Source organism: Gilliamella sp. B2824 (assembly GCF_026536245.1).
Taxonomy (GTDB): Bacteria; Pseudomonadota; Gammaproteobacteria; order Enterobacterales; family Orbaceae; genus Gilliamella.
The window spans coordinates 63780-89382 of sequence record NZ_JAFNON010000004.1; the positions used below are offsets into that span (position 1 = coordinate 63780).

Sequence of the window (25603 nt, forward strand, 5' to 3'; positions counted from 1 at the left end):
TAGGGCTGCATTAAATTGCAAGGAATGGATGAAAGGAAATAAAACAATGAAACAATAATGTCTAGCCTCATGAATCATTGTGTGCATACTATAACAGAGACAAACAAACTAATTAGTGACATGAAAATTACAATATAGTCATTAATTTGTCATGATGTCATTTGGTTTTTTCATATATCCTATTACAGCATTATGCAATTTCGATAATCAACTAAAATAATAAAGGAAATACTCAAAATGAAATTGTTAGTTGTTGAAGATGAACATAAAACAGGCGAATACTTACGCCAAGGTTTAATTGAATCTGGTTTTATTGTTGATTTAACCGATAATGGCTTAGATGGTTACCATCGTGCTATGACCGAAGATTATGACTTAATCATACTTGATGTGATGTTACCCGATATCGTTGGTTGGAAAATTGTCCAATCTTTACGTGAGGCAGGCAAAGATACACAAATTATTTTGCTTACCGCAATGGGTAGTGTTGATGATAAAGTTAAAGGTCTTAATTTAGGTGCTGATGATTACTTAGTTAAGCCTTTTTCGTTTGCTGAACTTTTGGCGAGGGTCAAATCATTATTAAGACGTAATGTTCCCCAAGTTAACAATTATCAACTTACTATTGCTGATTTGGTGATGGACTTACCTAAGCGCACAGTTACGCGAGCGGATAAAAGAATCGAATTAACTAATAAAGAATTTTTATTACTGGAGTATTTTTTACGTTATCCTGGCGAGGTTTTACCTCGATCGCTTATTGCTTCACAAGTGTGGGATATGAATTTTGATAGTGACACCAACGTGATAGATGTGGCAATTAGGCGATTACGAAATAAAATCGATGCTGGGTTTGAACCCAAATTAATACATACTGTGCGTGGAATGGGATATAAATTAGATGTATTGGATGAAGCGGATTAAAATTATCTCATTTCGTTTGCCCTTAATTGTGTGCTTACTGACATGTGGGTTACTTTATTGTTTTAGTTATCTGATCGAACGTTCATTTGAAAAATTTTCGATTCAACAAAATGTCACTGAATTGAATTCGGTAATTTCTTCTATTGAACGAGAGCTTACTTATTATTCTCCTGATGATAATCGTGATGAGTTTTTTCAAAATTTATTATTAATTTTGACAGGTCATCATCATCTGTTTGTCTATATTATTGATGATTCTGGTAAAATATTATATCGGACACGTGGTCCTAATTTAATGCTTGCTCTAAAACCAGATGAATTTGAAAAGATAGTCACTGAGCATACGACAGCAATATCCAATATGGATAAATCATCTTATCGAATTGCCGCTTCACGCGTTATGGTTGAACCACATAATCAATATACGACTATTGTAGCTGTTGGTCGTGATTTACAATTGGAATTTATTAATCGATTAAGAAATGGGCTTGGTCTCCTCATTGCAATCTCTTGTGTACTTGCGCTAATTGGATCAATCATTTCGATATATTACACTCAAAAGCCGATTAATCGCTTAATTAAGAAAATTGAGCGTATTAATATGAAAAGCCTTAATTATCGAATTTCAACCTCGACTGTTCCTATCAAATACGTCAGCCTTGTACGCGCATTTAACAATATGCTTAGTCGGATGGAAGATGTTTTTCTTCGTCAGCGTAATTTTACTGCTGATATTGCGCATGAAATGCGAACACCCATTACTAACTTAACTACGCAAACTCAAATCGTGTTAAATAATGCTCGATCAACTGAAGAATACCGAGAAATTTTATATTCTAACTTAGAAGAGTATGAAAGAATGTCATTAATGATATCGGATATGCTGTTCTTAGCTCAGGCTGATAATCGTCAATTAGTGCCAAATTTAATCGATATTGACTTACATAATATGCTCAGCTTAATGTGTGAATATTTTGAACCCCTTACTGATGAAAAGAATATTGCTTTTAATCTGGAAGGTAATTGTGCGCATATTCAAGGTGATAAAATGATGCTAGCTAGAGCAATAAGTAATATTTTATCCAATGCTATTCGTTATACGCCTGAAAATCAAATTATCAGAATTGTTTTAAGTCAAGTCACCGATAAACGTGTGAAGATTATCATTTCTAATCCAGGTAAGAAAATTGATAGCCGGCATTTACCTCATCTTTTTGACCGGTTTTATCGTGTAGATGAATCTCGTCATCGTAATGGAAATGATGCTTCTGGAGCGGGTATTGGATTAGCAATTGTAAAATCAATAATTGAAACGCATAAAGGCTCTATTTATGTCGAGTCTGATGAACAATCTACACGGTTTATTATTAATTTACCCACTGCTATGTGACATTAAAGTCGCTAATTAGTAAATTTGCGGCTGCGTAAGCCGCTTTATCTCTTAACTCTTTGGGAACCAGTTGGTTGCTGGCTACTTCATCAAGTGCTTGCATAACAGCACTTAGCGCATCTTCAATGTAACCAAGTTCATTGCTGCCAATTTGTGCATATTTTTCACGAATTAATTCACAATAATTATTCATTAATTTTATCCCTTTTTAGTTAAGCAATGATGGATTGACTCATTTATAACAAATCAGTCAATTTTTGGTAAACGTGCTGTGCAGTGATTGTTTTCATGCTTTTTTCTGGCGAAATAATACTGTATTGATTTTTGCCATAACCACCAATTAACTTAGGATCAGTTTGACCAAATAGCGTAATATTTGGTCTATCTAATGCTGCTGTTAGATGACTCAATCCGGTATCAACCGAAACAACCGCTTTAGCACCTGCAATAATGGTCGCAATATCATTTAATGAGAGTTTTGGTAACACTTCAACATGGTTAAAACCTTGCGCAAGGCGAATTGCTCGTTGTTGTTCATGTGGTGCCCCCCAGGGTAATTTAATTTTTAAACCTGTTGGCTCAATTTGTTTGATTAATTCTCGCCATTGCTCCTCACTCCAATGTTTTTCATCCCGCGTTGTAGAATGTAAAAAAATAAGGTATTGTCCTGCATCACTCGGTAAAGTACTTAGAAAGTGGCGAGCAATAGCATAATCGCCAGTGAGGGTTGGAATAGGGTAATTAAGGCTTTGGGCAAATAACATTCTAACACGTTCAATTGCATGCATTTGCTTGGGTATGTGGTGCTTTATATCGTAAAACCAACTCGCTATGGGCTCCTTGATGCTTTGACGGTCTAAGCCATGTTTAATGCCTTTAGCCTTGCGTGTAATCAAAAACGCACTTTTAATTAGCCCTTGTGCATCGATAATTGCATCATATTGCTTCTGTTGAAGTTGTTCAATAAAAGCGTGACGTTCTTGCCGTATTGGTTTTGCAAACCAATTTTTGCGCCAACGTCGGATTGCCACTGGTATAACTGTATCTACCGCAAAATGCCAACTGGGAATTTGGGCAAAGTTCTCTTCTACCACCCAGTCAAAAGTAACATCAGTTAAGCAATTTGCTGCATCAGTTAGTGCAGGTAGTGTGTGCAGCACATCTCCCATCGAAGAGGTTTTAACAACAAGTACACGCATGATTAGTTACTCTTTTTCACAACGTACGATGAGATTCATTAACGTTTCGAACACTTGAGCGGGTTTTATATCGATCAAACTTTGGTGATACCCTTGATCGCCATTGCCTTTACGTACTTTGTGATATCCGGTGATTAATCGAATAATTTCTGCTCTGTTGGATAAAGGTGGCGTAAAATCGGGACTACTTGGCCCATAAAGCGCCACTAAAGGTCGATCTAATGCGGCAGCAACATGCATTAAACCAGAATCATTAGTAACGATTGCTTTACACCCTGCAATTAAATTAATTGCTTGCTCAAGCTGTGTTTCGCCAGCAAGATTAATACATTGATCACTATGCGTCATTTTGGCCATAATTTGATTTCCAACTTCCCGATCGTTTGCCGAACCAAATATTAAAATTTTAGCATGTTGGCTTACAATCATATCGGCTAGTGCTGCATAATGGTAATCGGGCCATCGTTTAGCCGGTCCAAATTCAGCGCCGGGACAAAAACCAATTAAAGGTTCATCGTTTGCAATATTGAACAGGGTTAAAGTATTGGTTATATCCTCTTGGCTAACCTCTAATTTTGGCCACAATAATGGTTTAGGCAGATCTTGTGCTGAATGAATTTGTTGTTTAGGATAAGCAAGCGCAACATAACGTTCGACCATTTGTGGAAATGCTGGCTTATCTAATTTGCGCAAGTCATTTAATAATCCATAACGCATTTCACCTTTCCAACCTGTTCGTTTAGGAATTTTAGCAAAAAAAGGAATTAGCGCTGATTTAAGCGAGTTAGGTAAAATAAAAGCTTGTTCATAATTGTTATTACGTAGCTCTTTACCTAAATGATAACGTTGCATAAGATTAAATTCACCATGACCTAAAGGCATTGCAATCGATTGATTTACTTCCGGCATTTTATTCAGTAATGCTCGACACCAAGCGGGTGCCATGACATCGATTTCAACGCTAGGATCAAGTTGTTTTAAAGTTCGATATAGGCTTTGTGACATCATCATATCACCCACCCAAGACGGGCCAATTATCAACGTTTTCATTTGACTTCCTTTATTGCTCATTAAGCCATTGCATATATTCAGTTGTCCCTTCACTTACTGTTTTAAAATCAATTGGACAACCCGTTTTTCTAAACTTAGTTAAATCTGCTTGTGTAAAACGTTGATAACGTCCTTTTAGGTGATCAGGAAATGGAATGTAATCAATTTCCTCTTTTTTGTGATAACTTAATACCGCATCTGCGACAGCTTGGAATGACTCGGCGCGGCCTGTACCACAATTGTAAATCCCAGAGATATTATTTTTCCAAAACCATAAATTGACATCAACTACATCGCCAACATAAATAAAGTCGCGTTTAAAATTATCACTGCCAACAAATAATTTCGGTTTTTCACCTTTATGGATTTGTTCGTTCAAGTGAAAGGCAACGCTAGCCATACTGCCTTTATGATTTTCGCGTGGTCCGTAAACATTAAAATAGCGAAAACCACACACTTGTGAAGTTGCATCAGGTAGGATTTTTCTTACATATTGATCAAAAAGAAACTTAGAATATCCATAGACGTTTAACGGTTTTTCATAACAGCGATCTTCAATAAAGTTATCACTACGTCCACCATAAGTTGCCGCTGATGATGCATATAAAAAAGGAATATTGAAATCTAAACAGTAATGTAACAAATCTTTCGAATAATCATAGTTGTTTTCCATCATAAACTTGCCATCCCATTCTGTTGTTGATGAACAAGCACCTTGATGGAAGATCGCTTCAATATTGAGCTGTTCTCCCGCAATGATAGCTGAAATGAATTCATCTTTATCCATATAGTCAGCAATATCTAAATCGACTAAATTTGCGAATTTAGTTCCATCGGTTAAATCGTCGACAACTAAAATATCTTGATATCCTTGATTATTTAATCCTTTAACAATATTGCTTCCTATAAACCCAGCGCCACCCGTTACTACGATCATAATCATTTTCCTTAACTAATCTATTTAATCTACTTATGATACCGATTTATGCAAAAATTTTCGAGTAATCATTTAAGTTAAAGTCATCATTGAGCATTAGTAACTAAATTGTACAGAACAATTGACAACTTAACTAACTAAATGGGGTAATTTATACTCGATATTAGAAATATCAAGTATTTCTACTCGTTTTGCTGATCATTAAGTACTAGCAAAGCGGTAATTTGATTTGTGCTATAGTGTTTTGTCAGTGCTATGACTGCATTTAGTATATTGGTTATTATTGATAATGCAGTCAGTTAATATGCCACTTTAAACGTATTTATGGCGTAAATCAGAGATAACCGTTGAGCCATTTTCAAATAACATCATAATTAATAATACCAACAAAAGAATTTGTTGTATCAATAACGGTTAAAGCGCTAATCCCAGCTTTTGTCAAAGCAAACATTGCCTGCCTATAAAAGCGTTGTATTATTTTTAATATCTATTTTTTATGAATGTCGATTCAGCAAATGTTTAAGCGTTGTTAACCAAACTTGTTCAACGTTGCCACCAAAATGATAACAAGTAGAATGTTTTTGCGTAAATTTTTTAGTTTTTTGACTATCATTGCTAAAGCCTTTAATTAAGGCTAATTGTCGTGCAATCTTGATTGTTTGTGTAAAATTTATAGAGTACGCTTGTTGGCTAATTAACTGCTGATTAGATGAGTCGAAGTAAAAGAACAAATTGAAATTTCGAAAGCAATACCAATTGTTGTTAGGCAGTGCGGACAGAACCTTTATTAATTGTAAAGGCATAATGATACTTATTTTAGAAGATGAATATAGCCTGATAGAAGGCTATATTTTATCTATCACTCAATCGTCATTGTTTAATTTTGCACTTATCAAAATGTATCTAGCTAAACTCAGATAAGGTTCAGTTTGGCAATACTGTTTTTCTAACTCAAGTAATTGATCAAAATGACTTTCAGCTTTGGATTTATTGTTTAAGTAATCATGAAAAACTCGAATTCCTGTTTTATTGGTAATAACAAAGCCAAGGTGAGTTAACCAAGTGTAGACATCATGAGGTTTTCTTGGATAATCGGGTGAAAGCGTCTTTTTTTTACGTTTACGAAGACCTGATTGGGTGTAGCCAAAATTGCCTAGAGTGACAGTTTTAAATAGTAATGCATCAAGGTTATAGAACATCAAAGATAGATAACCCTCAGGTTTTAAGTATTTTTTTAAAGATGCGATGACCTCAACAGGCTCTGCCACCCATTCTAAAACAGCATGACAAATGACGAGATCAAATTGTTCATGAACATAATTACTGAGCTGTTGAATTGAGCTATGGATGAAATTCAACGTAAGGTTTTCAGTTTGGGCTTTTTGTTTGGCTAAAGCTAACATGTGCTCAGAAATATCACAAAGCGTGACTTGGTGTCCCATTTGGGCTAATCGACAAGCAATTTGCCCTTGTCCACCACCTGCATCAAGAATTCTTAATGATTGATTGGCAGGGTAACATGTTAAGATTTTAACTAGCTCTTGCCAAACAATCGCTTCACGAATTTTTCCTTTTGTTGTGCCATAAATGTTTTGTGCAAACTTATCGCTGATATCATCAAAGTTACGGTCTTGTTTAGTCATAAATTATTTTTGATTATCTTGTTGCTTGGCTTGCATATTGATTTGTTCGATTTTGTCACTCATCAATTGATGGCACTGTTCCATTAAAGTGCGAGCATCCTCTTTTCGTAGGTTTTTCGTTTCGATCGGTGCGAGCATCTCAACAATCATATGGCCGTTGTTTAAACGATTTAATTTAATCGAATTGGTATCAGAAACACAAATAGGCACAATTGGCACACCGGCGGCAATCGCAGCTTTAAATGCACCGGTTTTAAATGGCAGTAAGCCACGACCTTGACTACGGGTACCTTCAGGAAACATCCAAATTGAGATGCCTTGTTTTTTTATTTCATCAACAACTAATGCAATCGTATCATGCGCTTTAGTTTTATTATTGCGATCAATTAGAATATTACCGGTGAGATAATAGAGCTGACCAAAAAAAGGAATCCAAGCAAGACTCTTTTTACCAACTGTAACTGTTTTAGGTTGAAAAATATCGGCTGCAACAATCATATCAAAATTATTTTGGTGGTTGGCGATATAGACGCAACTACCTATTTTTTCGATATCAGGATATTTACGTGTATCAATTTTTAGCCCTAAGATTGGTTTAAAAAAGAAGCTAAAAAGATGAGCGAATCGAGCAATATTTTTTGGATTACGTGGATTAAATAGACAAAAAACTATGCCTAAGACACAAACAATAATCCCTATAACTATTACACTAATTAAGCGAAAAAGAAAAACCATAATTTACCTCATAAGTTTAATGCGCGTATTATATACTTAATCTAGGCTAATATACAGTTAGCTTGTCTGTTTCACACATTAAGGGTATTTATGCAAAAATCGACAATTATTTGGGACAATAATACAGCAATTTCTGGTTATTTTGATGATGTATATTTCAATACTGATGGTGCGGTTGCTGAAACAACATATGTATTTATTGAAGGCAATGAGCTTAATTTGCGATTTTTACAACACAATCATCACACATTTATTGTCGGTGAAACCGGTTTTGGTTCAGGACTGAGTTTTTTAGTTTTATGGCATCATTTTTTACAATTCAAAAAGCACAACCCCGATCACCCACTAAAAAAATTGCAATTTTTTAGTGTCGAAAAATATCCATTATCGATGGATGAAATGAAAAAAATACACAATAGTGTCATTGCAAAAGATCATCCTTTAGCGCCATTAGCAAAAAAATTGCGCGAGCATTTGAGTCAATCCACGATATTAAGTCAAGATGTGAATTTATCGGTTTGTTATGATGATGTTGCACAATTTGCAACATTTGTAACTAAACAACATATTTTGATTGATGCATGGTTTTTTGATGGTTTTTCACCGGCTAAAAATCCCGACATGTGGTCTGAATCCTTGTTTAAGGCTTGCTATAAGCTAACTCGTTCAGGTGGACGTTTTGCAACGTTTACCGCAGCGGGTTTTGTGCGCCGTAATTTACTGAGTGCTGGCTTTGTTGTTAATAAGCAAAAAGGATTTGGGGTAAAGCGAGAAATGCTAATTGGCTATAAATGATAAGTTATGCTAAGTAGATAAAATTGTCATAATCATTTATTATCAATCATCTTGTAATTAATAAGGTAAGTGAATACGGTAACAATAATTCAACAATTTACTAAAATTTATAAACTCATTGATATAATATCTTGAAATATAACAATAGATTATTTTTTAATAACATAAGGAAAGTACAACTTAAGTTGAACAGGAGAAAACATGAAAACTTTTAAACTATTACCACTGGCGTTAATAGGCGCTATGGCTTTAGCTGGTTGTGAAGAAAAAAATGAAGAATATTTTCTAAAAAATATTGATGCAGCAACCGAAAAACTTGAACAATGCACCCAAGATTTTAAAAAAGCTTTTATGGCAAAAGATAAAAATGCTGCTGAAAAAGTCAGTAATAATCCAGAGTGTTTGGCGGCAGAAAGTGCTATTAAGAAAGACAAACAATTAAAAGATGAACAAGAGAAACAGCGTAAAGAAGCTGAGCAAAAACAAGCCATTGATTCAGCAATGGCAGATATTCAAAAACAAATTAATGGCTTAACATGGACTGACGTTATTGATGAGTATTTAAAGATTGATGAATGTAAAAAAGCTTTATTTTCAAGTACAAGCGGTAATCCTAAATGTGTTGCATGGGAAACTATTTTTAAAGAAAAAGTTGATGAAGGTAAAAAAGAGTTGAAACAATTATCCTTTGATCAACTTAAAACTAAAATGACATCATTATGTAAGTTAGATAAACGAACTATTTCTAATTGTAGTATCGCGCAAGAAGCATTACAAGAAAAAGCAACTGAAGAATTAGCTAACGACGATCTGCAAACAATTAAAGCTAAAGAGCCCATTTATTGTGCTGACGATTTAAAACTTTTAGCGGTGTGTAGAGTTGCTTGGAATAACGCTTGGCAAAATCAACATAACAAGCTTGTCAAGTTTTATACTCAAAACAATACAGAATTTGTGACTACTTATAATGCTTGCATCGATAAACTAGAACAAGTTAAGGCTGAAAATTCAGATTTTTTAAAAGGAATTCAATTAGAAGAAACAATTAGACAAACCTATCCATGCCGTCAAGTAAAAGATGCTTACATCGAAAGAGGTATTGGATATGCGCCTTTCGAAGACGGAAAATTAGAACAATAATCGCCTTAATGACCCCCTGCTTAGCATGGGGTCTGCTCGCTTTTATTCAATAGCAACATTGCAGTAAAATACAATCAATCCACGCTTTCATAAACACTGACTTTCGCTTATTAATTAATAGTATTATTAACTTAACACTATTTTTATTAGTTAATACTAAAATTCGAACTGATAAATAAGATCGAGTGCTTGGGCAAGTCCTGATGTAGCCTCTAAGTAGAGACTTGGCATTAATCTATAACGTAAAGTAAAAGTGGCTAGCGAATCAAAAATACCAACACCATATTTAAGCTGTAAGTTAGGTAAAATATAGCCACTTACAACTACTTTAGAGCTATTGCCTGCCCCTTGTGTATCTAAAGTCAAATTTTTGATGCCAAAAACATTCCCTATATCACCAATATATTTCCCTGTTTTCGATGTACCAATCCCCACTAATAGCGCTGTCATCATATCGTTGTCACTTTGATCAGTACTGTCAAGCCCTTGACCTCGCACTAAGTATGACAAAGCTTCTTGCTGTGACATTGCCGGATCTGAAAATACTTCGATTTTCGGATCTTCTGACGAGCCAGTAACACGAATGCCAGCCGTAATTTTATTATTGTCCATTGAATCCGGATTACGGATGGCTTCAACATCAAGCATAGCGTGGTCGGTTGGTCCAGAAAAGGTAATGACACCTTTTCGAATGATTAAATCTTGCCCATAAGCATGGAATCGACCGTTTGGAATATGAATTTCACCGTGCAAATCCAATCCTTTATTTGTTTGAGTAGCGATTAAATTACCTTTTAATGAAGCATTTAGACCAAAGGCATCAACGGTAACATCATCACCAATTTCGATATCTAGGTGACTATTGATTTTCATTCCAAATTTTTGTGGCTCGATCTGATGACGATTTTTATCCAGCATGACCTCGTCAGACGATACATCCACGCTCGATGGTGGCAGTGAATCAACGGTAATTTTACCTTTTGGAATACTGACTTTACCTAATAACGTTAATTCATCTTGAGAGGCATTAATTTTAATATCAGGCACAACATTCATCACAATCATTGGTGGCACTGTGACTTGCATTGCTGCGCCATTGACAGTGATTTCAGCTTGCCATTTATTTAAATTCAGCCAACTAGCATGACCATTAATATTGATATTACCGGCTTGTGTCGTTAAAATTCCTTTTAATGTTGATGATTTACCATTTAATTTTATATCTACCATAGCGGAATTAATATCAACAGGTAGCTGATTAGATTTGATTTCACTTTGTTTTAGGTTAATGTCACCCGTTAAAGACGGATCGATAAGCGAACCGGAAAATTTTACGGCACCATTAATTGCGCCTTTAGCATATTCATTTTTATCCAATAATGGGTTGAGTAGAGCTAATGCCAAATTATCAATAATTAATTGGCCACCTAGTTTTTTCTGATTAATTGGATCATCAATTATCAAATTACCTCTTACTTTACCTAGTTGCTTTAAACTAAAACGCCAATCTAATTTTGCTTGTTGTTCATTAAATTCAGCATTAATGTTAAATAAATCAAAAGGGATGGGTAAAGTTTGACTACCTATATTTTGCTGTACATAAACTTTATTACTATTTATGTTGGCTTTGATGGATGGAATTTTGTTATTGTCATTGAACTTAATATCGACTCTTCCATCTAAACTTCCGGTAATTTTAGTATCCCCTTCATTGGGTATCGGTAATTTAGCCAAATCAATGTCTTTAAGGGAAATTGTGCTTGAGCTATTGGCTGATATTGATAATGGTTTGTCTAAACATAGGTTAGAATAATTATTACGCCAACAATGCGCCCCGATTGTTGGGATCTGATTGGTGACATCATAAGATAATGATATCGGTTTGGTTAACTGCCAGTGGTTATTATTATCTAAATTTAACAGTGCATTAGCAATATTTCCGGTCCATTTAGTATGATCTTTATCAATTTGACCTGTTAAGGTTGTCTTTAACGATGCTGGAAGTCCATCAAGCGCCAGCGTTAATGTATGTTTCTTTTCGTTACCTGTCAGTTCGATATTGGCTTTTTTTATTGTTTCGCTTGCTAATTGGATATTATCACCAATTAGTTTCAGTTGACCACTTAACTGATTTTGATATTGAATTTTTCCGGCTAAGTTTGCCTTAGCAATGGACATATTGCCTAAACTTAATGCAGTGACAGTCAAATTCGAGTCAACAATGGGATTTGCATTTGTTCCATTCATTCTGATATTACCAACAATTGCCCCTTGTATATCATCGAACAGTAATCCTAACGACGCTAAATTCAGTTTGGCATTTAAATTCGCTTTTTGGGTTGAACCATCAACACTAATTTGATTTTTCCCCCACATAATAGCGAGATTATTTGCCGATAAAGACTGATTCGAATCAACAAACATATTACCATTAGCTGCAAAATCAGCTTGTTTTATTTTACCTTTGAGTTGTAGATCGGTAATATTCACTTGCCAATTATCACCTTCTAAGCTTCCACTTGTTTTAAGTTGACCATTTAATAGAATCGGATAATCAGGGAGTTCTTTGGTAATGTCGACATGATCAAGCTTAATATTAGTATCCCATTGCAACGCTTTTAGCCAACTAATGTGACCAGCAAGGTCTATGTTGCCTTGCGGTAATTTAATTCTGCTATGATCTAAAGTTGCATCTTGATTTGTACCTTTACCGGCCACATCGAATGTGGTTGCGGGAATATTTTCGCCGGCTACCGATCCTTTTGCTGTTAAATCATACTGCTGAACGTTACCGCCCAGCGTTAAATTAAAATCGTTAAGTTGATATTGGGCTGTCCCTTCAATTGGCCATTGAATGTGTTTACCATTAAGTTTGGTCATTACTGGTAAATATTTTTCGATAAAATTGATATGGCCATCAAGATCAAATTGGTTTAGCCCATCTAAGCGAGTGTGAGTGTATAATTCACCCAGTAATTTTCCAGAAAATTGACCATTAAAATGATTTTGCTCGGTATCAGCTTTGACTAAGGCAACAATTGGCCAATCATTACCGAGAGTAATTTCACCCGATACTAAGGCGTGACCATTAGCATAAGGGGTTTTAATCTCTGTATCCACTTTTTTTACAACAATGTGATTGTTTACCATATCGGTATTTATTGTGACCTGATTGAAGTGATAATCTTCACCTCCAATATGTAACAACCAATCATTTCCAGATAAACTCGTTACATTAATATCTAAAGGAATACTAACTTGAGGTAATGAACTTATTAGCGGTTGATTAAATAATTGATTAATCTGTTCATTAATAGCTAAACTGGTTTCTTTTTTTTGCGCTGGCATCGGGGTTGAAGGTGTATCAGCAAATATCGCATAAAGTCCCATTGCAGTAGTAGGGTAAACATAAATTTTTTCATTGACCCACGTTGCTTTACCATTAAAGCTTGATAGACCAAATTGCATATCATCAACACTCACTTTGACATTATTGAGTTGAGTGGATTGTAATTTGATAGGTAAGGGGGTTTTTATTGTAAAACGCGAGGTATTATCAACCACTTCGTCAGGTGAGCTTTCAATTTCTTGCGTATTAACATTAACATTGACTCCATCAGCATTAAAATGTTTTAAACACACTACTGTTTGAATCAGGCATGAACCTGAAAGTTCAAGTGATGCATCATCAACTGACACATTAACACCAGTCAAATTAAGAGAAAGCCCTTTGATATGTAAATTATGAAAAGTGCCGTCTACCTGTTCGATTTTTAATTCAGGCAAAAATTTATTAAGCGCAAACATTGTCAATTTTACGCCTAAACTGGTGTAAATCATGACAATGACAAATGTTATCAAGAAGATAAAAATAGACAATATGACAACACTACGCTTTTTCCATTTATGTCGGTTATGCGAGGCTTTAGATTGATTCGAATTAATAGAATTTTCTGCCATATTATAATTCACTTCCTAGACCAATATAGAGATGAATAGAGCCTTTATCTTTCCTATTTAATGGGGTGGCTAAATCTAATTTTATCGGACCAACAGGAGATGCCCATCTTACGCCAACACCTGTACCTGTATAGAATTTTGCTTTATCAACTTTATCGATTGCTTCACCCGTATCCACAAATACAGCTCCCCACCATGCACCTGTTACATTATATTGATATTCACCTGAGCCGGTGATCAACTTTGAGGCGCCTTTTAACTTGCCTTTTTTATCTTCAGGGGAAATAGATTGATATTTATAGCCACGAATACTACGATCACCACCAGCAAAGAATCTAAACGATGGCGGTACTCTATCAAAATTACTCGCTTGAATAATACCAAAATTACCTCGAGCAATAAATCGATGTGTTTTTTGCAATGACCGGATCCAAGTTTGTTGCGCTTGAAAGCGTACTAAATTGATATCTGAACCCAATGCATCTGCCGCCGCTTCAACTGAATACCGTTGTGAATCGCCCCACATGGCTAATAAATTACCATCACTACGAATTCGCGATAAACTCACAGAAGGATAGTATAAAAAGGTTTTATAACTTGAATCACCTTGGGTAAAGTTATCTCGCAACATGTTCAAACCTAAAGCCGTTTGCCAACCCTCAAAATGATCCCAATTTCGTAGTACCCCAAAGGTATAAGAGCGCGAGTAGGTATCATTATTATCAATTTTTTTGTAACCACCTTGGATCGTGTAATATTGTTCTAATGGAGATTTTTTTAAGGGAATTTTATAACTCATGGATATTGTTTGTTCTGGTGACGATAACGAAAGATTGCTTTGAAAACTTTGCCCACGACTATTTATCCACGGCTTATTCCAACCAATTTTTCCATGAACGCCATTATCGGTTGAATAACCCAGTCCTAAGTCCATATTATTCTTTTTACGAGGTGACGTTGCGACAACGATCGGGAGTTCTTTATTTGCTGTTAAGTGAGGAAAATCGGGGGTCACAACAACTGAATTGAACCAGTTAGTTGAACTTAAACGCCGATTCAATAACGATAATTGCTCGGCAGTATACCTATCACCTTCTTTAAATGGCACTATGTTAGCTAGATAATCGTTGCGAATTTTGGCATCGGGAAAGCTAACTTTACCAAATTTGTAACGTTGACCCGTATCAAAATCAATATTCCAAAAAGCTTGATGTTCATAATTTGAGACGGCTAATTGGTGTTTAGTCATATTGGCATCAAAATACCCCTTGTCGAGCGACAAATTGAGTAATGCTTTTTTGAATGACTCATAGATACCATGATTGAGCACATCGCCAATTTTGGGCAGATTATTGTTAAGTAACGCTTTAAAATCCTCATCATGTTGACCTTCACCCGTGATATTAATATTGAGTTGTTCAACAATGACGGGTTCACCTGGTGTAATTTTTACTTTTAAGACTTTAGGATCTTGTTCGTCATAGTCAAAAGTAGGGGAATAGTAACCTAAAGCGCGTAGCGCTTTTTGAACTTCACTTTCAAAATAACGTTTAAAATTGGGCGTATTATTAATTTTATTGGACTCAATTAACGAAATACGCGCATCGACATTATCAGCCAGTTCTCCTGATAACCCTTTAATGGATAATTTCATATCAGCATAACTAGACGCTGTGGTTATCATCAAAACTAGACATAATGAACGGGAAAATCGTGACACGTATACCTCGATAAGATTGATTATTTTAAATACTATCTATATTAGGTTAATTTTTCGAATTCGTTTGGATGACAAATTTATCATATTAAGCTTATCATCGTCTATGATAAGCTAAGTAAAAAAGCATTAAATTATCGACTAGAAGTGCTTTGCTGGTTAGTAATGATTTATCTATTGTTGCGTTGTTTAACTACATTGATAATCTATTCGCATTTGAAATGGCAAAACTCAGCCGTGTAGTTGCGTGAATTAAGCAACTTGACCTACTTTAAATCAAGTTAGAGTACGACTTTTTTTCTGGTCATTCTCGTTTTGCTATTGAGATGACAAAATGTCGAGATAAAAGATATATTTTCAATATAAAATGTAATAAGGTTGTTAGTATAAGCCTTATTATCTGTTGCAGAGAGAAATCGGTTTTTTAAATTGCCAATAATAATGATGTGAGGTGATGATCTTAATAAAATTGATCGATACTTGATGAAATTGATAACCGGCAATATTTGATCTCCAGTGAGCTTGCTGGTTCATGCCGGTCAACTCAAATTATGGGACTATCTTAATTTATCGATTGAAAATGTAAGCTAGTTTGGGACATATTTTAGCTCTACCCATTATTGATGTTAATAAACTATTGATTAAGATTCAATTAATGTGACCTGCCCAATATAAGGTAAATGGCGATAATGCTGTGCATAATCTATACCATAACCAACGACAAACTCATCAGGTATAGAAAATCCAATATATTTAACCGGCACCGATACTTCACGACGAGAAGGTTTATCAAGCAAAGTACAAATTTCAATACTGCGGGGATGACGCAATTTTAATATTGCCATAACTTTACTTAAGGTATTGCCTGTATCAATAATATCTTCAACAATTAAAACATCTTTATCACGTATATCCTCATCAAGGTCTTTTAATATCTTAACATCTCGGTTACTTACTACAGCATTGCCGTAACTTGATGCTGTCATAAAATCAACTTCGTGTCCAACAGTGATGGCACGACTTAGATCCGCCATAAAGATGAATGATCCCCGCAAAAGACCGACTAAAATGAGTTCATTTTGGCTATTTTGATAGTCTTTACTGATTTGTTGTCCAAGTTCAAAAACGCGTTTTTGGATATCTTGTGCAGATATCATCATTTCTAAGGTATGCTTTTTCATGAATAGTGCTCGAATTAATTTTCTAAAAATATCGTTTTAGATTCTAACAATATTCCTCGATAAAAAGAACAACTAACCACATTTTTTATTGAAAGTTTAGAATAAATATAAGATTAGCTGATATGAGGATTAGATATTTTCATTTAATGATAATAAACCGAAGCTTTATATTTTTGCTACTGTGCAATTTTGGCTATTGTATATTGTGAGAATTTTGTATGGGTATTTTATCTGTTTGGGTAAAAGATTTACTCTAAACCCTTTAAAAACTTTGTAAAAAAATGAAATAATAGTGTTTTGACCAACTACTCATTTAATTAATCATATGAGTGAGGATAATTGCTTTGTAGGCTGAGTATATTAAAAATTTATTGGATAGTACGCAATAACGTTAATTTGCTTAGTATCAATAAAACTCAAATCGGCAAAATTTGATTCCATTTTGATGCAAATCGATTAATATTTTTTTATTTTTTGCACTTTTTTAAGTTTAGCAAAATCTATTTATTCAACTAACAACAACATCTATCCTTGTTCAGCATTATTTAGACGTGATTGCTTTAATAATTTTTTCTGTAAGCGTCGTTTTTTAAAAAAATTGCTCAATATTGCACTACATTCATCCATTAAAACTCCGCCTGTGACTTCGGCGTAGTGATTAAGACCTTGATAATTGAGGATATCAATAAACGATCCCGCCGCACCCGTTTTTAAATCATTTGCTCCATATACGACACGTTTTATACGACTATGAATGATGGCGCCTGCACACATAATACAGGGTTCCAAGGTGACATAAAGGGTGGTATTAATCAAACGATAGTTATTTAATAAAAGTCCTGCTTGCTCTATTGCCATAATTTCAGCATGCGCAGTCGGATTATTTTTAATAATGGAATGATTAAAGCCTTCGCCAATTATTTGATTATTTTCATCAATGATTACTGCGCCGACGGGGATTTCTCCAATAGATTCGGCGCGTTTGGCAAGCATTAATGCATGTTGCATCCAATATTCATCAGACATAGCAATACAATTACAAATCATTCAAATTTAATACATCTCGCATGTCATATAAACCGACAGGCTGTTTAGCAAGCCATAATGCAGCACGCACCGCTCCGTTAGCAAAAGTCATACGGCTAGAAGCTTTGTGGCTTATTTCAACACGTTCACCAATGTCGGCAAAAATAGCTGTGTGTTCGCCAACGATATCACCTGCGCGAATAGTAGCAAAGCCAATAGCACCTTTAGGCCGTTCACCAGTATGACCTTCACGACAATAAACAGCGCGATCTTTCAAATGACAACCTAGTGCATCAGCAATTGCTTCACCCATGGCAAGTGCTGTACCAGATGGTGCATCAACTTTGTGACGATGATGTGCTTCAATGATTTCGATATCGGTATAATCGCCCATAATTTTAGTGGCTTTTTCCAGTAGTTTTAAAACAAGGTTAACACCAACACTAAAATTAGCGGCAAATACAATAGCAATTTTTTTTGCTGCATCGGCAATGGCTTGTTTACCCGCTTCATCAAATCCAGTGGTACCAATTATCATCATTTTACTGTGTGCTACACAAAAAGCTAAGTGGGATAAAGTACCTTCAGGACGCGTAAAATCAATTAATACATCAAATTTGTCTTTCGCTTGTTCTAAATTGTCGGTGACTTTTATGTTACAAACCCCGATTCCTGCAAGCTCTCCCGCATCACTACCAACCAATGAAGAGCCCTTTCGCTCAAAAGCCGCACCTAAGGTAACCCCGTCAATTTGCGAAACAGCTTGGATGAGCTGTCGTCCCATCTTGCCACCAGCGCCTGCGATTGCAATACGAATCATATTTGTTGACATATAACTATCCTTAACTTTTTTTTAGATTTAGATAAATAAATATTATAGCGGAAAATAAAAAAGTTATACATAATTCAAAATTATATACTTTTTAAAGTTGTTTTTAAGAAAACGTGATAGGAGGCAATGATGAGATGTCCATGGTATTTTGGCTGGAACATAGTTATTGCAGCTGCACTTTTAACGCTGCTATCAAGTGGACTGAGAATGAGTATGGGGGTGTTTTTTCTACCTATCGCAAATGATCTGGGTTTTAGTCGTAGTATCCTTTCAGGCATTATTGCTATTGGTATGTTGTTTTCGGGTATTGCCATGCCGATAGCCGGCTACTTAGTGGGGAAATATGGTACGCGCTTTGTGTTGTTACTTGGTACGGTGATGATTATTCTATCAACAATATGGTCAGCAATGTCTCGTGATTATTGGAACTTTCTTTTTTCGTTTGGTATTGCTTTGTCATTTGGTACTTCATTTGTTGGTGCGGTCAGTTTTACGCCTATTGTGGCGAAATGGTTTCATAAGCGAAGAGGGTTTGCACTATTTATTGTATCAACAGGCAGTATGGCGGGCATTGCCGTGATGCTACCTGTATTTGCCTTTTTTATTCTGTTATATGGTTGGCAAAATACATTAGTGGCGTTTTCAGTATTTTTTACGATTCTAGCTATGCCCATTGCACTGTTTATTATGAAAGATAATCACGCCGCTATCGACCAGAGAGAACAAGCGGCAGTGCAAACTCAACCGGTTGATATCAAACTTATTGATGTCTTAAAAACACGTCCTTTTTGGCAACTTAGTTTTGGGCTTTTTACTTGTGGATTTAGTATGAATTTATTAGGTACGCATGGCGTCCCAATGTTGGTTGATCATGGGTTTGATTCGGTAACCAGTTCTACAGGAATTGGCTTGATAGGTTTAGTTGCCATTTTTAGTACTTTAGTGCTGGGTTATATATCTGATATTGTGCAACGTAAAAACATTTTGATGCTTGTTTATTTGGTTCGCGCAATCGGTTTTATTGCGTTGGTATTAGCATCGACCAAATGGCAGCTTTTTACTATCGCGGCTGTTGGTGGATTAGTTTGGGCGGGCGCATTATCTACATCGGGCGCAATAACTGCCGATATTTATGGTGTAAAAATTGTTGGATTACTTTCAGGATTAACTTACTTAGGTCATCAAATCGGTGCCATGATAGGTTCATGGTTGGGTGGTTGGGCATATGATAATTTACATACCCATCTAGTCGCTTTTGGTGCAGCGAGCATCTTATTACTTATGGCTGCATTAAGTTCCTATTTTCTACCTAAAAACTTAAAATAGATCGGACAGATTGATAAGTAAAAATGGACGCGAGCAAGCGTCCATGTTTTTTATAATACTTTTAATAACTCGACATCAAAAATAAGTGCACTATACGGTGGAATTGATGCACCTGCACCATGTGCGCCATAAGCTAACTCTTGTGGAATGTATAATCGCCATTTTGAGCCTTCTGGCATTAATTGTAATGCTTCAACCCAGCCAGGAATCACGCCATTAACTGGGAATTCAGCAGGTTGTCCACGTTCAACTGAACTATCAAACACAGTTCCATCAATTAATTGTCCTGTGTAATGTACTTGTACGCGATCGGTTGCTTTAGGTAAAGCGCCATTACCTTCGGTAATAATTTGATACTGTAAACCTGATTCAGTCGACTTTATACCTTCTTTTTTTAGATTTTGTGCCAGAAATTCTTTACCTGCTTGTGCAATCTTTTCTGCTTGTTTAGCCTTTTCTTGAGTGGCTTGTTCATGAATTTGACGAAGCGCATCATGTAGTTCTTGCAATGGTAATGCGGGTTGATTACCAGATAGCACATCTTCCATCGCCAATTTTAACGCATTAAGTTCTAAATTTTTTAATCCTGACTCTTTTAATTGTTGTCCAATTTGTAAGCCAATTGCATAGCTGGCTTTTTGTTCGATAGTTTCTAATTTCATTTTTGACCTTTAATGATGAGTAGATAAGGTTTATAAAGAAGTTTATAAGTTTGTAGATACGCGCATAAAAGTCAAGAAGTAATTTGTTTTAGTCGTAAATAATGACCATTTCATCACTTAATAACAAAGAATTTGTTAATTTGGCTAGCACTTAGCCAAAATATCAGCGATAATAGTCATTATTAAATTTCTAAAATGGATTAAGTGTAGATGCAGTTTCGTAAATTTACCTCGCTTGTCATTGTAACTAGTGTGTTATTAACTGGTTGTTCGGTCGTTGATCGTTGGGTTTACCGACCAGATATCAATCAAGGTAATTATGTAACACCAGAGGCAATTGAACTATTAAAAACAGGTCAAACTAAAGATCAGGTTGTATTTATCATGGGATCACCAATGTTAACCTCTATTTTTGGTGATAATGTTTGGTATTATGTATTTCGACAACAACCACAGCATGGTCAAGTAAGCCAAAGAAATTACACTGTTTACTTTAACGAAATGGGTATTGTCACGGATATTAAAGCGACAGAGTTAGAAGGTTCTAAATCGTTAGAAGAAATGAATCAACAACAGATATCCGATCCTATTGATATTAAATCAGATGATGAGCAAAGTAGTGCAGAAGCGAAATCAGAATCTGACTCTCAATAAATACTTCCCCTCGCTAAATAGCGAGGTGAGTATTTATCCTAAAAATTTCAATGTTTATTTTTAATAAAGTATGGCAAGTCACTAGTAATACATATTTGAACTAAGATAACTGACTATCATTACCAAATATATCACTGTAAATACGATAGAAATAATAAAGGTTATCAGTGAGTACTTCCAAAAACCATATAAATTTTCAAGCGAAGCCACCATATCTTGCTCTTTTTTTCCATAGGTTGTTAATTTAATTGCGCTGCCTGATTTAAACAGTTTAACGCCAGCGATAATTTCTGGAATACCTATTATAGCAGTGATAATACCTAAACAGGTTAACGCGCCAGTAATGATCATAATTACGCCAAAAACTTGTTGTATTCCTGCAATAAAATTCATGTGTTTTTTTAATACTTCTGTTAATTGAAATGAAATTTTATTTGTTTCATTTATATCCATGTTCATTCCTTATATTATTGCACTATTTAAAAGTGGTAGATAGAATATCAACTTTTATATTCATGTCGAGGTTTTTTTTGGCTAATTTTTGTCTAAACCGCTTTTCGGTAGCACCAATGCTTGATTGGACCGATAAGCACTGCCGTTATTTTCATCGCATATTAACTAAGCAAACATTGTTGTATACCGAAATGGTAACAACGGGCGCGATTTTATTTGGTAAGGGTGATTATTTAGATTTTAATTTAGCTGAACATCCTTTATGCCTTCAATTAGGTGGCAGTGATCCTGTTGCACTTGCAAAGTGTGCTAAATTAGCTGAGCAACGAGGCTATAACGAAATTAATCTTAATGTTGGTTGTCCTTCTGACCGTGTGCAAAATGGTATGTTTGGCGCTTGCTTGATGGGCAAGGCTGATTTAGTGGCAAGATGTGTATCGGCGATGCAAGATCAGGTTGATATTCCCGTTACGGTCAAAACAAGAATTGGTATTGATCATTTAGATAGTTATGATTTTTTACGCCAATTCATTGATACACTTTTACCTTTTACTAATACCTTTATTGTTCATGCTCGCAAAGCATGGTTATCGGGGCTTAGTCCAAAAGAAAATCGTGAAGTCCCTCCATTAGATTATGCTCGTGTTTATCAATTAAAGTGCGACTATCCACAACTAACTATTGCGCTAAATGGTGGCGTAAAAACAATTGATGAGATCAAACATCATTTACAATTTGTTGATGGAGTGATGGTTGGCCGGGAAGCTTACCAAAATCCTTTGTTACTGACTAAAATTGATGCCCAAATTTTTGGTATCGATAAACCCAGTATTGAAGCTATATCAGCTATAAAAGCTTTATACCCTTATATCGAACAGCAATTGACCCAAGGCGCACAATTAAATCATATCATGCGTCACACCCTAGGTATTTTTAATGGTCGTAAAGGTGCTAAACAGTGGCGTCGTTATCTCAGTGAAAATGCTCATAAAAAAGGTGCGGGGATTGAAGTCGTTGAACAGGCGTTGGCCTTTATTCATTAATTTTTGAATAAAAAACATTAAAAAAAGCTTAATTATCGGTATTTGTATCGAGTTATAAAAACAGTATATACTAAATGCCAATTTTTCTAATGGTCAAAATCAGTGCGTTTAAATTCAAGTCAACAACAAGCGGTTGAATATGTATCCGGACCTTGCTTAGTTTTAGCTGGGGCTGGTTCTGGCAAAACTCGTGTTATTATTAATAAAATCGCGTATTTAATACGCGTTAAAGAGTATTTACCTCGTCATATTGTTGCGGTAACGTTTACCAACAAAGCTGCGCGAGAAATGAAAGAGCGGATTGCTTTGTCTTTGACTAAAAAAGAGACGCGGGGGTTAAAAATTTCGACCTTTCATACTTTAGGTCTTGATATTGTGCGTCGAGAGTATCACCATCTCGGTATTAAAGCTAATTTTTCATTATTTGATGATCATGATCAAATTGCCTTACTAAAAGAACTGACTCAGCAATGGCTAGAAGGTGATAAAGATTTAATTAACCAATTGCGATCAACCATTTCGAATTGGAAAAATGATATTATTGATGCAACTGTCGCTATGGCAAGAGCTCAAACTAACAAAGAAAAGTTATTTGCCCATTGTTATCAACTTTATGAAAAACAATTAAAAGCATGTAGTATTTTGGATTTTGATGATCTTATTTTGCTTCCTACTTTATTATTAAAAAACAATCAAGAAGTGCGGGAAAAATGGCAAAATCGTGTACGCTATTTACTGGTTGATGAGTATCAAGATACTAATACTAGTCAGTATGAATTTATCAAATTATTAGTGGGTAACCGAGCTAAATTTACGGTTGTTGGGGATGATGACCAATCGATATATTCTTGGCGAGGTGCTCGTCCACAAAATTTAGTGTTACTCAAGCAAGATTTTCCTCAATTAGCCGTGATTAAGTTAGAGCAAAATTATCGCTCTTCAGGACGTATATTAAAAGTGGCTAATATTTTAATTGAAAATAATCCCCATATTTTTGAAAAAAAACTGTTTTCGGAACATGGTTACGGTGAAGTATTAAGAGTGATTTCGGCCGATAGTGAAGAGCACGAATCTGAAAAAGTGGTTAATGATTTGATTGCTCATCGCTTTGCTAATAATAGCCAATATGGTCAATATGCCATTTTATATCGAGGTAATCATCAAGCGCGTTTAATTGAAAAGATGCTAATGCAGTATCGAATACCTTATCGTATATCAGGTGGTACTTCGTTTTTTTCTCGTATTGAAATTAAAGACCTAATGGCTTATTTACGTTTACTTACTAATCCGGATGACGATAATGCTTTTATTCGCATTATCAATACACCAAAAAGAGAAATTGGTCCAGCGACGATACAAAAACTTGGGGAATGGGCAAATCATCGCGGTGTTAGTTTATTTCAAGCAAGTCATGATATGGGGCTAACAGAAGTGTTATCCGGTAAACGAATGGAGTCTTTACAATTATTTATTCAATGGTTTGACACACTAATTCAGCAATCACATAGTGAACCTATGAATGCTATTCATGAACTCATACATGGTATTCATTATGAAAGCTGGATCTATGAAACATCAGCTTCACCAACCGCAGGGCAAATGCGAATGCGTAATGTAGAGCAGTTAGTGAGCTGGTTAAATGATATGCTGCAAGGTGATGATCTTGATGAAGGAATGACGCTTGAGCAAGCTGTAGCTAGGTTTACTTTGCGAGATATGTTAGAACGTAATGAATCGGAAGAAGAGTTAGATCAAGTTCAGTTGATGACGTTACATGCATCTAAAGGGTTAGAATTTCCCTATGTCTACCTTGTTGGTATGTCTGAAGGACTATTACCGCATCAAACCAGTATTGATGAAGACAATATTGAAGAAGAGCGCCGTTTAGCTTATGTTGGAATTACGCGTGCTCAACGAGAATTAACGTTTTCATTTAGTCGCCAACGCAAACAATTTGGGGAAACAATGTATGTTGAACCAAGTCGATTTTTATTAGAGTTACCTCAAGATGATTTAGCATGGCAAGATCAATCAACTGAATTATCTCCCGAAAAAAAAATGCAACAAGGACAAAGTAGATTAGCTATGCTCAAAGCTCAAATTGCTAACGCCAAACAATAACCCTGAATATTATCCAAAATATAAAAGCTAATTCATTTAATGGTTTGTAAATAAACTCGTTTAATGCTTTTTGGGGTTAACTATGGTAGTCCTACATGCTAACTTTGTCTGGGGCGCTACCCACTGTAGGCTAATTTACATTTTTTAATAAAACCAGTTAGTAAAACGAATAAATTATTATTATAATCTTTGAGAAAGTTATTACGGGTTATTGGGTCATTTATGTCCAATAAAATAAGAATAAGTTAGCTTGTTTTTACAATAGATATTTTTAAATTATATTTTATAATATGATTTTATTATAAACCATGAATTATGACTGATAACGTTCAAGAAATGGAAGAATTGATGATATTTTGTCAACCTAACTAGATAAAGCATTAAAAATCATTGACGGATCAAAATAGCTTTATATAATGTTCAGCGTCTTTTCTACAAAACATATCATTGTCTCCTTAGCTCAGCTGGATAGAGCAACGGCCTTCTAAGCCGTAGGTCACAGGTTCGAATCCTGTAGGGGACGCCATAAGAATTCTTGATAATAAATAGTTGTCTCGTACTAGTTTAAAAGTTGGTTTTCTGTGATCTATACTTTGAATAAAGCGTTATTGCATCTAATTAGAATCTAGGTAAATAGTTTTGTATTTTTACCATTCTAGTGCATTAAGTAAATCTTGATTTCGCAAAGTAAAAAAATATTTTTAAATTTGATGGAACAACTTAATGATATACGCCTCAAATTTTTAATATTGTTGATTTCATAAATGGTATCGATTTACAACGTGTTTTAATTGTTTTGAGTAAACTAACAAAAG

21 protein-coding genes and 1 tRNA gene are annotated in these 25603 nt (G+C 35.2%); 9 read left to right on the forward strand and 13 right to left on the reverse strand.

The window, feature by feature from the left end; genetic code table 11:
• The first annotated feature begins 237 nt into the window (after positions 1-237).
• Positions 238-924 carry a heavy metal response regulator transcription factor gene (locus J3U56_RS05095; RefSeq protein ID WP_065635101.1) on the forward strand — a complete coding sequence of 229 codons (687 nt, stop codon included), beginning with the start codon at positions 238-240 and terminating at the stop codon, positions 922-924.
• Positions 911-2314 (forward strand): heavy metal sensor histidine kinase, encoded by a 1404-nt coding sequence (locus tag J3U56_RS05100; RefSeq protein ID WP_065635100.1) that lies wholly within the window; start codon positions 911-913, stop codon positions 2312-2314. The genes J3U56_RS05095 and J3U56_RS05100 overlap by 14 nt, the downstream gene beginning before the upstream one ends.
• On the opposite strand, the gene J3U56_RS05105 is transcribed toward J3U56_RS05100, so the two are convergent.
• From J3U56_RS05105 to J3U56_RS05130, 6 genes are all read right to left on the reverse strand, one after another.
• On the reverse strand, positions 2307-2507 hold the full coding sequence (locus tag J3U56_RS05105) for a YaeP family protein (protein ID WP_065635099.1): 201 nt from the start codon (positions 2505-2507) through the stop codon (positions 2307-2309). The genes J3U56_RS05100 and J3U56_RS05105 overlap by 8 nt on opposite strands.
• A gap of 43 nt (positions 2508-2550) precedes the next feature.
• The gene (rfaC, locus tag J3U56_RS05110; protein ID WP_267332559.1) at positions 2551-3513 is read right to left on the reverse strand and encodes a lipopolysaccharide heptosyltransferase RfaC; all 963 of its coding nucleotides are present in this window, start codon (positions 3511-3513) and stop codon (positions 2551-2553) included.
• 6 nt (positions 3514-3519) lie between these two features.
• Positions 3520-4563, reverse strand: coding sequence for an ADP-heptose--LPS heptosyltransferase RfaF (gene rfaF, locus J3U56_RS05115; protein WP_267366925.1), 1044 nt, complete (start codon positions 4561-4563; stop codon positions 3520-3522).
• A gap of 10 nt (positions 4564-4573) precedes the next feature.
• Positions 4574-5500: an ADP-glyceromanno-heptose 6-epimerase gene (gene rfaD, locus J3U56_RS05120; RefSeq protein ID WP_267344372.1), complete on the reverse strand. Its 927-nt coding sequence runs from the start codon at positions 5498-5500 to the stop codon at positions 4574-4576.
• 863 nt (positions 5501-6363) lie between these two features.
• Positions 6364-7143, reverse strand: a complete 780-nt coding sequence (locus J3U56_RS05125) for a methyltransferase domain-containing protein (RefSeq protein WP_267348211.1) — start codon at positions 7141-7143, stop codon at positions 6364-6366.
• A gap of 3 nt (positions 7144-7146) precedes the next feature.
• Positions 7147-7878, reverse strand: a complete 732-nt coding sequence (locus tag J3U56_RS05130; protein WP_323849477.1) for a 1-acylglycerol-3-phosphate O-acyltransferase — start codon at positions 7876-7878, stop codon at positions 7147-7149.
• Positions 7879-7968: 90 nt separating this feature from the next.
• Here J3U56_RS05130 and mnmD point away from each other — a divergent pair, with 90 nt between their 5' ends.
• Entirely contained in the window at positions 7969-8673 is a 705-nt protein-coding gene (gene mnmD, locus J3U56_RS05135) for a tRNA (5-methylaminomethyl-2-thiouridine)(34)-methyltransferase MnmD (RefSeq protein ID WP_267366928.1), read from the forward strand.
• Positions 8674-8874: 201 nt separating this feature from the next.
• A complete protein-coding gene (locus tag J3U56_RS05140; RefSeq protein WP_267366930.1) occupies positions 8875-9813 on the forward strand; it encodes a hypothetical protein in 939 nt (312 codons plus the stop codon).
• Between the two features lie 156 nt (positions 9814-9969).
• On the opposite strand, the gene J3U56_RS05145 is transcribed toward J3U56_RS05140, so the two are convergent.
• From J3U56_RS05145 to dapB, 5 genes are all read right to left on the reverse strand, one after another.
• Positions 9970-13773, reverse strand: coding sequence for a translocation/assembly module TamB domain-containing protein (locus tag J3U56_RS05145; RefSeq protein WP_267366933.1), 3804 nt, complete (start codon positions 13771-13773; stop codon positions 9970-9972).
• Between the two features lies 1 nt (position 13774).
• Positions 13775-15457, reverse strand: coding sequence for an autotransporter assembly complex protein TamA (locus J3U56_RS05150; protein ID WP_267344383.1), 1683 nt, complete (start codon positions 15455-15457; stop codon positions 13775-13777).
• A gap of 674 nt (positions 15458-16131) precedes the next feature.
• Positions 16132-16671 carry a hypoxanthine phosphoribosyltransferase gene (hpt, locus tag J3U56_RS05155; RefSeq protein ID WP_267332566.1) on the reverse strand — a complete coding sequence of 180 codons (540 nt, stop codon included), beginning with the start codon at positions 16669-16671 and terminating at the stop codon, positions 16132-16134.
• 525 nt (positions 16672-17196) lie between these two features.
• A complete protein-coding gene (gene tadA, locus J3U56_RS05160) occupies positions 17197-17697 on the reverse strand; it encodes a tRNA adenosine(34) deaminase TadA (protein ID WP_267348202.1) in 501 nt (166 codons plus the stop codon).
• 10 nt (positions 17698-17707) lie between these two features.
• The gene (gene dapB, locus J3U56_RS05165) at positions 17708-18529 is read right to left on the reverse strand and encodes a 4-hydroxy-tetrahydrodipicolinate reductase (RefSeq protein WP_267332568.1); all 822 of its coding nucleotides are present in this window, start codon (positions 18527-18529) and stop codon (positions 17708-17710) included.
• 129 nt (positions 18530-18658) lie between these two features.
• Between dapB and J3U56_RS05170 the strand changes: the two genes are divergently transcribed.
• A complete protein-coding gene (locus tag J3U56_RS05170; protein ID WP_267366935.1) occupies positions 18659-19855 on the forward strand; it encodes an MFS transporter in 1197 nt (398 codons plus the stop codon).
• Between the two features lie 50 nt (positions 19856-19905).
• On the opposite strand, the gene J3U56_RS05175 is transcribed toward J3U56_RS05170, so the two are convergent.
• Positions 19906-20517 (reverse strand): FKBP-type peptidyl-prolyl cis-trans isomerase, encoded by a 612-nt coding sequence (locus J3U56_RS05175; RefSeq protein WP_267332570.1) that lies wholly within the window; start codon positions 20515-20517, stop codon positions 19906-19908.
• A 210-nt stretch (positions 20518-20727) separates the two neighbouring features.
• Here J3U56_RS05175 and bamE point away from each other — a divergent pair, with 210 nt between their 5' ends.
• Positions 20728-21171, forward strand: a complete 444-nt coding sequence (bamE, locus tag J3U56_RS05180; protein WP_267332571.1) for an outer membrane protein assembly factor BamE — start codon at positions 20728-20730, stop codon at positions 21169-21171.
• An 81-nt stretch (positions 21172-21252) separates the two neighbouring features.
• Here bamE and J3U56_RS05185 read toward each other — a convergent pair whose 3' ends face one another.
• Entirely contained in the window at positions 21253-21624 is a 372-nt protein-coding gene (locus J3U56_RS05185) for a DUF5362 family protein (protein ID WP_267332572.1), read from the reverse strand.
• 62 nt (positions 21625-21686) lie between these two features.
• Between J3U56_RS05185 and dusA the strand changes: the two genes are divergently transcribed.
• The 3 genes from dusA to J3U56_RS05200 all read left to right on the forward strand — a co-directional run bounded on the left by dusA (position 21687) and on the right by J3U56_RS05200 (position 25314).
• Positions 21687-22667: a tRNA dihydrouridine(20/20a) synthase DusA gene (gene dusA, locus J3U56_RS05190; protein WP_416380288.1), complete on the forward strand. Its 981-nt coding sequence runs from the start codon at positions 21687-21689 to the stop codon at positions 22665-22667.
• A 102-nt stretch (positions 22668-22769) separates the two neighbouring features.
• Positions 22770-24788 (forward strand): DNA helicase Rep, encoded by a 2019-nt coding sequence (rep, locus tag J3U56_RS05195; RefSeq protein ID WP_267348194.1) that lies wholly within the window; start codon positions 22770-22772, stop codon positions 24786-24788.
• A 449-nt stretch (positions 24789-25237) separates the two neighbouring features.
• Positions 25238-25314, forward strand: a tRNA-Arg gene (locus J3U56_RS05200).
• Positions 25315-25603 lie beyond the last annotated feature (289 nt).

Bases quoted from the DNA above. Each gene is read 5' to 3' on its own strand.
- J3U56_RS05095 (WP_065635101.1), top strand. From the start codon at position 238: ATGAAATTGTTAGTTGTTGAAGATGAACATAAAACAGGCGAATACTTA.
- J3U56_RS05100 (WP_065635100.1), top strand. From the start codon at position 911: ATGAAGCGGATTAAAATTATCTCATTTCGTTTGCCCTTAATTGTGTGC.
- J3U56_RS05105 (WP_065635099.1), bottom strand. From the start codon at position 2,507: ATGAATAATTATTGTGAATTAATTCGTGAAAAATATGCACAAATTGGC.
- rfaC (WP_267332559.1), bottom strand. From the start codon at position 3,513: ATGCGTGTACTTGTTGTTAAAACCTCTTCGATGGGAGATGTGCTGCAC.
- rfaF (WP_267366925.1), bottom strand. From the start codon at position 4,563: ATGAAAACGTTGATAATTGGCCCGTCTTGGGTGGGTGATATGATGATG.
- rfaD (WP_267344372.1), bottom strand. From the start codon at position 5,500: ATGATCGTAGTAACGGGTGGCGCTGGGTTTATAGGAAGCAATATTGTT.
- J3U56_RS05125 (WP_267348211.1), bottom strand. From the start codon at position 7,143: ATGACTAAACAAGACCGTAACTTTGATGATATCAGCGATAAGTTTGCA.
- J3U56_RS05130 (WP_323849477.1), bottom strand. From the start codon at position 7,878: ATGGTTTTTCTTTTTCGCTTAATTAGTGTAATAGTTATAGGGATTATT.
- mnmD (WP_267366928.1), top strand. From the start codon at position 7,969: ATGCAAAAATCGACAATTATTTGGGACAATAATACAGCAATTTCTGGT.
- J3U56_RS05140 (WP_267366930.1), top strand. From the start codon at position 8,875: ATGAAAACTTTTAAACTATTACCACTGGCGTTAATAGGCGCTATGGCT.
- J3U56_RS05145 (WP_267366933.1), bottom strand. From the start codon at position 13,773: ATGGCAGAAAATTCTATTAATTCGAATCAATCTAAAGCCTCGCATAAC.
- J3U56_RS05150 (WP_267344383.1), bottom strand. From the start codon at position 15,457: ATGATAACCACAGCGTCTAGTTATGCTGATATGAAATTATCCATTAAA.
- hpt (WP_267332566.1), bottom strand. From the start codon at position 16,671: ATGAAAAAGCATACCTTAGAAATGATGATATCTGCACAAGATATCCAA.
- tadA (WP_267348202.1), bottom strand. From the start codon at position 17,697: ATGTCTGATGAATATTGGATGCAACATGCATTAATGCTTGCCAAACGC.
- dapB (WP_267332568.1), bottom strand. From the start codon at position 18,529: ATGTCAACAAATATGATTCGTATTGCAATCGCAGGCGCTGGTGGCAAG.
- J3U56_RS05170 (WP_267366935.1), top strand. From the start codon at position 18,659: ATGAGATGTCCATGGTATTTTGGCTGGAACATAGTTATTGCAGCTGCA.
- J3U56_RS05175 (WP_267332570.1), bottom strand. From the start codon at position 20,517: ATGAAATTAGAAACTATCGAACAAAAAGCCAGCTATGCAATTGGCTTA.
- bamE (WP_267332571.1), top strand. From the start codon at position 20,728: ATGCAGTTTCGTAAATTTACCTCGCTTGTCATTGTAACTAGTGTGTTA.
- J3U56_RS05185 (WP_267332572.1), bottom strand. From the start codon at position 21,624: ATGGATATAAATGAAACAAATAAAATTTCATTTCAATTAACAGAAGTA.
- dusA (WP_416380288.1), top strand. From the start codon at position 21,687: ATGTCGAGGTTTTTTTTGGCTAATTTTTGTCTAAACCGCTTTTCGGTA.